We start from the raw sequence: 13,591 nt of genomic DNA, 5'->3' as shown, positions 1-13,591 counted from the left end.
TACTGCTTGTAATGATTGAATGACAAAAATGACTTAGCGAAACCATGAATACTTGCTGATATGCTTTGGATTTGTTGTGGATAACCTGAGTGTAAATGAATTAATTTTTATGTGGACTAAAAAGTTGAAAGATACATTGTGTTACTTAATTTCTTTCTATAACTCACTGCTATTTTCTGACTTTAATCATCTAATTCATTGATTGTAATTGATTTGTTTATTTTTATCTTTGGTTATTAAAAATGTTCTTAATAATATAAAAATGCGTTGGTACAACACATTTTTTTGGTGTATTCAATTTTTTTAGTATCGCGCTTATTATAAATAAACCATTTCTTATATTAGTGAATGGTTTTTTAATCTGGCTTGATCGTTATTTACCAGAATAAAAAACTAATTCATGTCGATTGTTACATTACTTGGTTCGCATACTCCTTTTCTTATGGGTTAATGTGTAAGTTGTTTATGCATAGTGCCCATATTCCCTAAAATGTGGCCTTAAATAACAAGAATTCAGCGCGATAAAGGGTTGTTATCACGCAGGAATGCTAATTTTTTATTATGAATCTTTAGCAATAATTAAGGATATAAAGGAGTTATTCAAGTATGAATACGAATGCCAGCTTATTGGTAAATTCAGGTAGTGGTGCCTCTCAGGTCGTTGCGATTGATTCAGGCAAACCAATCAAAATTAAAATCCAACCCGGAAGTAAATACCTTCTTAAGAATAATGATAATAACTTTGCGCCAGAGAATATAACTCTTCTGCGTAATGGTGACGATCTGTGCATTATTCTTGAAGGTGATTCAACACCTGCTGTGGTTATTGAAGATTATTATGTTTCCGGTAATAGCGAACCGTTATTGGGTATGGCTGAGGATGGTCAACTTTACGCTTATATCGTGACTGATGGTTCATCATTCGGTGAAGGTTATCTTTTTGATAACGGCGTTCTTGCTCCGGCAGCGCTGGGTGGAATGCCATTAGGTGATGGCGCTTATCTATTTGAAGAAACCGATCACGATATGGGGCTGCTGGCTTTATGGCCATGGTTCCTGGGCGCTGCGGCAGTGGCGGGTATTATCGGAAATGCTATTTATGAGCATAACAAAGATAATGGTCATTCTGATCCGGCGCCGCTTCCGGCGGCAAGAGTAGCCTCGGTACCAACACTGGAGGGGGCTCTGGATCAGACAGGTAGCATTACTGGTCCTATCGCCTACGGTTCTTATACGGATGAAAATCATCCAGTCATTTATGGTACAGGTTATGCTGGCGACACCATCAATATCTATGATAATGGTGTATTCATTGGTAGCACGATTGTTGCTGCTGACGGTAGCTGGAGCTTTACGCCAGAAACTGCGCTGAACGATGGTTCTCACAGCATTACCATTACTCAATCTAACACTGACGGCTCAGTCAGTAAGCCATCTGATGATTTATCATTTATCGTTGATACTGTTGCGCCATTAAGACCACTGTTTGGCGACATTATTGATAATGTTGGCCCTGTCACAGGTCCAATTGCCAACGGCGCAACCACTGATGATACTCGTCCGGAAGTGACGGGTACCGGTGAGCCAGGCAACACTATTACTATTTTCATTAATGGTAATGAAGCTGGTAAAGCAATTATCGACAGCAATGGTCACTGGACCTGGACTCCTGAAACAGATTTAGCCGATGGTCATTACCAACTGACTATCACTGAAACGGATAAAGCTGGCAACGTTAGCCCTGTTTCACCAACATTTGATTTTAATGTTGATACTTCCTCTCCGGCCAAACCGGCTATCCCAGAAGTTATGGACAATCACGGTGATATCACTGGTCCAATTCATTCTGGTGATGTAACTGATGAGACCAAACCAACCTTTAACGGTGGCGATGCTGAGCCAGGCGAAATTATCAAGGTGATTGATAATGGAGAAGTCATTGGTTCAACGGTGGTGAATGATGACGGCAAGTGGGAGTGGACGCCAACCGATCCGCTGCCGGAAGGTCCTCACTCTATCGAAATTATTGTAGTCGATCCAACGACAGACAAAGAGAGTGAGCCGTCTGAGCCTATCTCGTTTGAAATTGATATTACCCCGCCGGCCAAGCCAGCTGTTCCGACCATTACCGACGATGCCGGTGACAGAACGGGAGCCATCACAACCGGTGACACCACGGATGACACCACCCCGACGTTCTCTGGTGGAGGTACCGCGGGTGACGTTATTAAGATTTATGATAACGACGCAGTGATTGGCAGCGTGGCCATCGGTGAAGATGGCAAGTGGGAATGGACGCCGGAGACTGAACTGACCAACGGCGAGCACACCATTACCATCACGGAAACCGATCCGGCAGGTAACAAGAGCGAAACATCTGACGCGTTTGAGTTTACTGTAGATACTACAGCGCCAAATCCGGATCTGTTAGCTATCACCGGCGTTCTAGATGACGTAGGTGAGATCACCGGCAATATCACTGATGGTAGTAAAACCGATGATGCCAGCCCGGTAATCAGTGGTACTGGTACCAAAGGTGACACCATTGTGGTGTACACGGAAGACAAGACCGGTAACCATGAAATTGGTCGTACTACTGTGGATGATGACGGTAAGTGGAAACTGGAACCAACCACGCCGTTACTGCCAGGTAGCAACGTACTGACCGCGGTAGAAATCGACCCGGCGGGTAATAGCACCACCAGTGAAGCCTATACCATCATTCTGGATATGATTAAACCGGATGTACCGGTCATTGTTGATGTTATAGATAACGTGGGTGATATCAAAGGTGCGCTGCAAAAAGGCGCAGTGACTGATGATAACAAGCCAGAGATTATCGGTACGTCAAAAGCTGACTATATCGTCCGTATTTATGACGGCTCAACCCTGTTAGGCTCTGTAAAAGCAGACAGTAACGGCGAATGGACATTTACACCAACCACCGCATTGTCTGATGGCCTGCATTACATCAACGCCACGGCAACCAGTTCAGTTGGACAAACCAGTGACAAAACTGGCGACTTTAACTTTGAAGTGGATACAAAAGCGCCAGCTGCCGCAGATAACCTGAAGATCATCGATGATGTGGGTGATTATAAAGGTGAACTGAAGGATGGTGACACCACCGATGACGCCACGCCAACCTTTACCGGTAAGGCGGAAGCCAACAGCACCGTCACTATCTATAACGGTACTGACAATCTGGGTACGGCGAAAGTGGATGCCAACGGTGACTGGTCGTTTACGCCAAGTAAGGCACTGGCTGACGGAGACTACGTGTTCCACACGGTAGTGACCGATAAAGCCGGTAACTCAAGTCCTGCCACTGACGATGTTCACATCAGGATTGATACGACGGGTGTTACAGTCAGTATCACTCATCTGGTGGACGATGTGGGTACGATCACCGGCAATATCACTGATGGTAGTAAAACCGATGATGCCAGCCCGGTAATCAGTGGTACTGGTACCAAAGGTGACACCATTGTGGTGTACACGGAAGACAAGACCGGTAACCATGAAATTGGTCGTACTACTGTGGATGATGACGGTAAGTGGAAGCTGGAACCAACCACGCCGTTACTGCCAGGTAGCAACGTACTGACCGCGGTAGAAATCGATCTGGCGGGTAATAGCACTACCAGTGAAGCCTATACCATCATTCTGGATATGATTAAACCGGATGTACCGGTCATTGTTGATGTTATAGATAACGTGGGTGATATCAAAGGTGCGCTGCAAAAAGGCGATGTGACCGATGATAACAAGCCAGAGATTATCGGTACGGCGAAAGCTGACTATATCGTCCGTATTTATGACGGCTCAACCCTGTTAGGCTCTGTAAAAGCAGACAGTAACGGTGAATGGACATTTACACCAACCACCGCATTGTCTGATGGCCTGCATTACATCAACGCCACGGCAACCAGTTCAGTTGGACAAACCAGTGACAAGACTGGCGACTTTAACTTTGAAGTGGATACAAAAGCGCCAGCCGCCGCAGATAACCTGAAGATCATCGATGATGTGGGTGATTATAAAGGTGAGCTGAAGGATGGTGACACCACCGATGACGCCACGCCAACCTTTACCGGTAAGGCGGAAGCCAACAGCACCGTCACTATCTATAACGGTACTGACAAGCTGGGTACGGCGAAAGTGGATGCCAACGGTGACTGGTCGTTTACGCCAAGTAAGGCACTGGCTGACGGAGACTACGTGTTCCACACGGTAGTGACCGATAAAGCCGGTAACTCAAGTCCTGCCACTGACGATGTTCACATCAGGATTGATACGACGGGTGTTAAAGTCAGTATCACTCATCTGGTGGATGATGTGGGTACGATCACCGGCGATATCACACCAAATGGCGTGACTGATGATACTAAACCGGAAATTATCGGTGAAGGTAAGCCAGGTAGCGTGGTGAAGGTGTATGACAACGTGAATACCTTACTGGGTTCAACTACGGTTAAGGCAGACGGAAGCTGGAGCTTTACGCCAGCCACCGCCTTAAGTGAAGGTAAACACAGTATTACGGTGACGGCGACCGACAAGGCAAACAACACCACACCACAAACGTCCGCGTTCGTATTTACTGTGGATATCACCAAGCCATCAGTACCAACCATTGAGAAAGCCGTGGATGATGTTGGCACGATTCAGGGTGACCTGAAGAGCGGCGACGTCACGGATGATTCCACCCCAACGCTGAGCGGTAAAGCAGAGAGTAACAGCCTTGTTATCGTGTATGACGGTACGGCAGCGTTAGGCTCTGTGGTTGCTGACAGCAATGGTGCCTGGAGCTTTACACCGACTACGCCGATTAAAGAAGGTGAGCATAAGTTCCACGTAACGGCGACGGATGAAGCGGGTAACCTGAGCGACCCATCAGCGGACTTTGTGCTGATCACTGACTATACACCACCTCCATTTGATGCGCTGGCGATCACCGGTGTGGATGATCAAGTGGGTGCTGTAACGGGTAACGTGAAGTCAGGTGAAACCACTGACGATAACCGTCCGACCATCAGCGGTACCGGTACTAAGGGTGACACGATTTATGTGTACACCACTGACAGCTCCGGTCACCACCTGATTGGTAGCACCACCGTTGATGCTGACGGCAAGTGGAGCCTGCAGCCTGCTTCTCCATTACTGAAGGGTGATAACGTTCTAACGGCAGAGGAAAGAGATCTGGCCGGTAACGAGGCTGGCCCGAGTGCCCCATACACCATTAAGGTGGATATTGCACCACCGGCACCACCGGTGATTGAGCGGATTGAAGACAACTTCAATAACGTTGACGACAAAGTGATTGCCCTGCAAAAAGGCGCAGTCACTGACGACAACACGCCAACCATCATTGGTACGGCAGTGGCGGACGGTATTGTCACCATCTATAACAATGATGTGGCAATTGGTTCGGTAAAAGTTGCCAAAAATGGTGAGTGGAGCTTTACGCCGGAGCCTGCACTGGAAGACGGTAAATATAACATCCGTGCTGATGTCGTTGACACCGTTGGCAGAACCAGTGAGAAGACCGGTATCTTTGATTTTGAAGTGGATACCACTCCTCCGGGCAAGGTAACCGATTTAGTGGTGACTGATGACGTGGGTGATTATCAGGGGCCTCTGAAGAGCGGCGATGTTACCGATGACGGTACACCAACCTTTACTGGTAAGGCGGAAGCTAACAGCACCGTCACCATCTATAACGGTGAGACCAAGCTGGGTACGGCGACTGCAGATGCCAGCGGTAAATGGGAGTTTACCCCAAGTACATCACTGGCTAATGGTGACTATACGTTCACCATCACTGTGACCGACAAAGCGGGTAATACCGGTGAAGCGGAAACGTTTAACCTGACCATCGATAAATCGGCCGTAACGGTAGAAATTACCAAACTGCTGGATGATGTGGGTGATATTACCGGCCCTATCACACCAACTACCGGTGTGACCGATGATACCCGTCCGGAAATCATTGGTGAAGGTAAAGCCAGCAGCATTATCAAAGTGTATGACGGCGAAACACTGCTGGGTTCCACCACGGTGAAAGCAGATGGTACCTGGACCTTTACCCCATCAGCAGATCTGAAAGAGGGCAGCCACAGCATTACGGCGACAGCGACCGATCTGGCAGGCAATACCAGTAATAAGACGTCACCGTTTGTGTTTGAAATTGACACAACGAAGCCGTCCGTACCGACCATTGATTCGGCTATTGATGATGTGGGTACTGTTCAGGGTACATTGCTGAACGGTAATGAAACGGATGACCCGACGCCAACGCTGATAGGTAAAGCAGAGAAAGGCAGCATCGTTAAAGTGTATGACGGCGATGCTTTACTGGGCTCGGTCACGGCAGACAGCACCACCGGTGCCTGGAGCTTCACGCCAGAATCTGGTTTACCGGAAGGTAAGCATACGTTCCACGTAACGGCCACCGATAAAGCGGGTAACGTCAGTGATAAGTCAGCGGACTTTGTGCTGACCATGGACTTCACCAAACCAGATATGCCGGCGATCACCGGTGTGGACGATCAGGTGGGTGCGGTCACGGGTAATGTGAAGTCAGGTGATATCACCGACGATAACCGTCCAACTATCAGCGGTACCGGTACTAAGGGTGACCTGATTACGGTCTACACCAATGACGGTAAGAGTAATTATGTTATTGGTTCGGTGAAAGTGGGTGATGACGGCAAGTGGAGTCTGCAACCAGCAGCCGCACTGGCTAATGGTAAGCACGAGTTTACGGCAGTGGAAATGGATCCAGTGGGTAACACCACCGAACCAAGCCCGTCGTATACCATTACCGTCGATACCGGCAGACCAGATGTTCCAACCATTGATAGCGTAATGGATGACGTGGGTACCATCACCGGTGAGTTAAAAGACGGTGATTCCACTGACGATACCAAACCAACTATCTCTGGTACCGCGACGTCTGCCAAAGGCGGCACGGTTACTATCTATAACGATGGTGTCAAAATCGGTACCACCACGGTTGATGCAAACGGTAAGTGGACCTTCACGCCGGCAACCGCACTGGAAGACGGTACTTATAAGATCACGGTTGATGCGACCAATAAGATCGGTCAAACCAGTGATAAGAGTGATGCCTTCAACTTTACGGTAGACACCAAAGCACCGGCAGCGGTAACCGATCTGTTGATCACCGATAATGTGGGTGAATATCAGGGGCCACTGAAAGACAACGATACCACTGACGACAACACGCCAACCTTTAGCGGTAAGGCGGAAGCCAACAGCATCGTGACTATCTATGACGGCACGACACCGCTTGGTTCTGTCAAAGCAGGTAGCGATGGTAGCTGGACGTTTACTCCGGATGCGCTGGATGATGGTAAATACGAGTTCAGTACCAAAGTAACCGATGCTGCGGGTAACACCGGTGATGCGACTGCGGTAGTACACATTACGGTTGAGACCGATGTATTAACAGTGGAAATCACCAAACTGGAAGATAACGTTGGTGATATCACTGGCCCAATTGAGGCTGATGGCTTCACGGATGATACTCAACCAGAAGTGATTGGTATCACCAAAGCGAACAGTATCGTCAAAGTATACGACGGTGAAACGCTGTTGGGTTCAACCAAAGCTGATGCGAAAGGTGACTGGAGCTTTACGCCAGCAACCGCATTGAAAGAGGGTGAGCACAGCATTACGGCGAAGGCAACCGATCTGGCGGGTAACACCAGTGCTGCAACGGATGCATTCAAGTTCACTATTGATACCGTAGCGCCAACCAAACCGACTATCGAATCAGCAGAAGATAACGAAGGGTCTATTACCGGTACGTTGCATAGTGGCGACTTTACCGATGATTCCACTCCGACTCTGACCGGTAAAGCGGAGAAAGGCAGCACGGTTAACGTCTATGACGGTACGACTCTGCTGGGTACAACAACAGCAAATAGCGAAGGTGTGTGGACATACACTACCGATGCCTTGACTGAAGCCAAGCATACGTTCCACGTCACCTCTACCGATGCGGCGGGTAACGTCAGTGTGAAATCTGATGACTTTATCCTGACGATGGACTACACCAAGCCTGATCTGAGCAAGTTGGCTATCACCGGCGTGGACGATCAGGTAGGTATCATCAAAGGTAACGTTATTTCTGGCGGCACCACCGATGACACCCGTCCAACCATCAGTGGTACCGGTACTAAAGATGACATCATTACGGTGTACACCACAGACAGTACTGGTAAACATGTGATTGGTAGCACTACCGTTGATGCTGACGGCAAGTGGAAACTGCAACCAGCAACAGCGCTGGCGGAAGGTAAAAACGAGTTTACCGCAGTGGAAACGGACCTGGTGGGTCTCTCAGCCGGCCCAAGTACTCCATATATCATTACCCTGGACACTTACGTCTCAGATGCGAAGATCGCCATTACCGCGATTACTGACGACACCGGTGGCTCAAGTACTGACTTTATCACCAACGATAATACGCTGTTGATTAGCGGTACTCTGGATAAGGCTCTGCAGTCTGATGAGGCAGTAGAAGTCAGTCTGGATAATGGTACAACCTGGACTCGTGCAGGTACGGTAACTGACAGCACCTGGACAGTCGATCTGCAAAGTAAAGTGCTGGCGGATGGAGATTACACCATCAAAGCTCGCGTGGTGGATACTGCAGGTAACGTTGGTAGCACCGACTCTCATGCGCTGACCATTATCACTGAAGGTCGTGATATGGAAGGTCTGAGTACGACGGCGAAGATCACTACCGATACCAGCAATGGTCTGGTAGCAGGTGACCTGTTCAGCCACAGTGCAACACTCACTAACACTGATATGGTTACCCGTGACCGTAACGTGACCGTAACCGGTACCCTGAGTGCAGCGCTGTTAACCGGTGAAAAACTACAGATCTCGCTGGATGACGGCGCGACCTGGAAGACGCTCACGATGACCGGTAATAACTGGAGCTACGTGTTGCCTGAGGTTTCTGCAGACACTACGTATAAGTTCAAGCTTCAGGTCATTGATAATGCTGGCAATACTGGTAGAAACACCACGTTTGATGATGTCTACAAGGTTGTGATTGATCTGACCGTGCCAGATGCGTTAGTGGCCGCTCCGGATATCGCTACGCACGTCAGCACTAAAGATTCATTCACCTTCGATAGCAGCCATTATGGTGCGGTAGAAGCAGGTACCATCGTAGCGCTGGTCAGCGACGAAAATGGTAACGGCAACTATCAGGAAGGTCTGGATCAGGTACTGGCTTTTGCTACGGCAAATGCGGACGGCTCCTGGAGTATGACCACTAAGTTACCGGCAGGGGCACATAACCTGGCGTTTATGGTGTGGGATGCAGCAGGTAACCATTCAAGTATGGGTGCTAGCACCAGCGTCGGTGTAACTGACGGTGAAGGCAGCTTGCTGATTACCCAGAAATGGGGCGGAACAACTGACGCAGATGGTCGTGGCCTGAACGCCGCAGCAGTAACCATCAGTCAGGACGGTTTGTGGTCGTTCTTCCAGAGCGTACGTGGTACCACGGGTTCAACTACCGCTAACGCCGGTCGTGTGTATACCGCAACCGATCAGGAGAACTACACTTCTACCTATCTGGCTCAGCCATCCACCTCAAACGGTGCTGGCTATAACGTCGACAGTAACTCCTACAGCCGTTATATCAACTCGGCGGTATTTGCGGATATTAACCGTGATGGTTACACCGATGTGATGTCACAGGTCAGTTCGTACCAGAACGCGGGTCGTACTGCTTACTGGATGCAGAATGCAGACGGTACCTTCTCACCGAAGGCAGTGGATCAGGGAACCCTGAACCATCTGGGCGGCGTAATTGCCTATGACCGTGAAGGTGACGGTTATCTGGACTTCGTGCTGGCAGACTCTGAGGCTGACTCCATTTCATTCCTGAAGAATGATAAAGGCGTGCTGTCTTACGAGAAGGTGGCTGGTTTTGATAACGGGCACCCTGGCGGAGCCATTCCGGCAGCCCTGAGTATCATGCACGAAGTAGGTGCGGTGGATATCGATAACAACGGTACCGTCGATATTACTGCGCATATTGACTATAACGGCGTGGGTAATTACGTAGGTAACAACTCCCGTGGTCTGGGTATTCTGTATAACCAGCTTGCTAATGACGGTTCAGGAAAAACCAAGTTTAGCTCTGTTGGTTATTACGCTGATGTGTTTGCTAATGATGGCCATGAAGACTACGGTAACCTGTCTATCTCCATGACCTACGCGGACTTTAACGGCGACGGCTGGCTGGATCTGTTCCTGAGTCGTGGTACTAAAGCGGGTGCTAACAGCGATGAAAGCCGTATCTATCTGAACGATGGTACCGGTAGATTGATTGCTCAGGACAGTCAGGCTCTGTGGTTTGGTGACAAGCTGGCCGGCGGTACCTCGCTGGCGGTGGACTGGAACCATGACGGTAAAATTGACATTATCGAAATTCCACGTTCTGGCGTAAATGGTAGTCCAACGTTGTATACCAACCTGGGTACTGATATCTGGAATGGCGGTGGAGTCAGCCTGACAGGCTCTACTAAGTTTGATGATATTACCGGTGCTGTAGCGCTGGACTACGACTGGGATGGCTCGATGGATATCGTGCTATACCGTGCAAGCAGCAATGATTCCGCTGTTGTGTCCAGTACTAACTCTGCTCCAACGCTGTTGGTGAAAAACACCAATATCGCGGCAGATGGTACCAGCCTGCAGATCCGTATTGTTGACGGTTTCGGCATCAATACCTTCTACAGTAATACCGTTAAGTTGTTTGACTCTAAAGGTGCCTGTGTTGCTACACAGCTGATTAACCCGCAGGCGTCCGGCTCCAGTAACAGTATGGGTCTGGTCAGCTTCTTTGGATTAGATCCGAACGAAGTGTACTCGGTGCAGTTGTTGCGTATCACCAATGGGGTATCTGACAACGTGGGCGCAGCTCCGATTGTTGGTGGCCGTGCTAACGGAACAGTTAACGTGAACTGGGGTGGTCTGACTACCAGTAAGTCGCACGATGCTTATGTATTGACGGCAGAAAGCTCTGATGCCAACAACAATACGGTAGGAACGGGCGGCATTATCGGTACCGGCTATAATGATACTTTCTTCGGCTCTGGTGGGGATGATACCTACACCGGCGGTGGCGGCTGGAACCTGATCATGAGTGGTCAGCAAGTCTGGAGCGCAACTGCAGGTCTGGATATTGTTGACTACAGCCGTTCAGCATCCGCTATCACAGCTAACCTGATGACTGGTGTTGCAACTGGTTGGGGTACCGATAAGTTAGTCAGTATCGAAGGTCTGATCGGTTCTGCACAGGGCGATACATTCACGGATAACGCCGCGAATAACCTGTTTGAAGGCCGCGGTGGCAATGACACCTTCTACCTGACCAACGGTGGTAACGACGTACTGATGTATAAAGTACTGCCAGGTAAGAGCAGTGATGCAGCAGGTGGTAATGGTCATGACACGGTATATGGCTTCACAGTGGGTAATCTGCTGACGAACAACAATGCCGATCTGATCGACCTGAGCGATCTGTTGGATTACTCCGGTCCGTTATCTTGCTTTATGGATGAAGGCGTCATGACGCTGGACTTCGCCTCTCAGGGAATCCTGAAATTCCTGAAAGTAGAGCAGGTAGGTAACGATACCATCATCAGTATTGACCGTGATGGTACTGGTGGTGCGTATGGCTTCCAGGAACTGATAACGCTGAAAGGGGTAAGTACTGACCTGGTGACGCTGTTGTCTAATAACCAGATCGAAGTTGGTGACGATAGTCTGATGCATAGAGTTTCTGGCACCCAGACTCTGGTATCTACAACACATGAATCACTGATGTCCATTTCTCAGATGTTTACCGCCGGTGACGATATTCTGTTCGGCACCGATAAGGCTGACATTCTGATGGGTGGTCTGGGCAACGATACCTTTATCCATATCGGTACGGGTGATCAGGTTATGGGCGGAGCGGGTAACGATGTTATCAAGCTGGCCTCAACAGACTTCGCTTATATCTCTGGTGATGAGGGTATCGACACCCTGGTTCTGGAAGGTAAAAACGAACTGTTAGATCTGGGTGCGTTGAAAGACAAGCTGGAATCAATCGAGATATTCGACATGGGTGACGGTAGTAACACCATGAAGGTTTCTCTGGATGATGTTCTGCGTCTGGGTTCAGAAGAACTGGCAATTCACAGTGGTCATAAAGCGATTGTCGTCAATGGTGAAGAAGGCAGCACTCTGAAGTTAGAGAGTGGTGACGGCCAGTGGACAATGTCGCAAAGCAATTATCAGCATGACGGTAATACTTATAACGTCTGGACCATGAGTGCTTCAGGTATTGAAGTGCTGGTTGAGAATACAGTTAACCCGATCATTATGTAATTGAGTGATTGAAGCGACCGCCGTAAGGCGGTCGTCTTCAGCACACTGTTTAATTCACCAGTAACGGAATAACTCAGGAGTAAATATGTTTAGGAAAAACAAAATGTCACAAGTAAGTAAACCATCAGCATGGCTACGTGCATCAGTAATGGGATTACTCCCGGCACTATTGGCCTTCAACGTGATGGCCAAAGGTGTTGTCAGTCACGATGAGATGGAAATCAGTCCGGTGGATACGTCGGAAACGCCGGCAGTCGTGATGCCAGGGCCGGCAGTCACCATGACTCATACCGGTAGTCAGTACGTGCCGGTAGGACGTATTGGCGATTCCCTGTCTCAGGTGGTGTTTTATAACCCGAAGAGAGCAGGCGATAGAGCCATTGGTGTTGCCAATATTTATGTGGATCGTGAGTTTCAGGGCGCACTGAGAAGCGGTGAGTTTAGCGTGTTCTGTGTAGAACCGGGTAAACACATTATTGAAGCTTATCAGAACGATGCACCTAATTATGCGGGCAAAGAAGTCCCACATACTATGGCGCGTCTGGCCGGTGGAAAAACGTACTTTGTTGAAACCAACAGCGATCAAAACGTGGGTACACCGGTATCAGTCAACCGTACTCAGGCTGAAAATCAACTGTTTGGTTACAAGAACAGCGCCACCATTAACCGTGCTTCAGCGGTGAGAGCCTGTGAATACGTTGGTGGTATGTCACAACTGGGTAACGTGCTGTTTAGCTTTGCCGGTAGAAAAGTATCGGATATCGAAGCTGGCGGTAAAGATATCGTGGAAAACATGGCGGACTACATTAAGAGCCAGCCACAAATCCAGCGAGTGGATATTGTTGGCCATGCTGACCCGGTGGGTAGCCCGACCTTCAACCAGAAACTGTCGGTACAGCGTGCAGAAACCGTGAAGAAAATGCTGATTTCTAAAGGTGTTCCGGCGTCATTACTGTTCACCAGTGGTGAAGGGGACAACAACCCAACCGTCGATTGTAGTGGTTTACCGAATAAAGAACGTAATTTCTGTAACCGTGCTAACCGTCGTGTGGATGCATTAATCCAGACAAACGGCAGCGCTGAATAATCGCATGTTGTAATCAGTAAACAACCGGCCTGAATAACAGGCCGGTTAATGATACCGCCAGTGGGTTTACAAAAA

The 13,591-nt window shown here is 48.8% G+C and carries 2 protein-coding genes; both read left to right on the top strand.

Going from position 1 to position 13,591, the window contains the following annotated elements; all coding sequences use genetic code 11:
• Positions 1–606 precede the first annotated feature (606 nt).
• Positions 607–12,429 carry an Ig-like domain-containing protein gene (locus I2494_RS08300; RefSeq protein WP_218468248.1) on the top strand — a complete coding sequence of 3,941 codons (11,823 nt, stop codon included), beginning with the start codon at positions 607–609 and terminating at the stop codon, positions 12,427–12,429.
• Positions 12,430–12,532: 103 nt separating this feature from the next.
• Positions 12,533–13,516 (top strand): OmpA family protein, encoded by a 984-nt coding sequence (locus tag I2494_RS08295; RefSeq protein ID WP_218468247.1) that lies wholly within the window; start codon positions 12,533–12,535, stop codon positions 13,514–13,516.
• Positions 13,517–13,591 lie beyond the last annotated feature (75 nt).

The sequence above is a fragment of the Limnobaculum allomyrinae genome (assembly GCF_016649425.1).
GTDB lineage: Bacteria > Pseudomonadota > Gammaproteobacteria > Enterobacterales > Enterobacteriaceae > Limnobaculum > Limnobaculum allomyrinae.
This window is presented reverse-complemented; position numbering and strand designations above follow the sequence as displayed.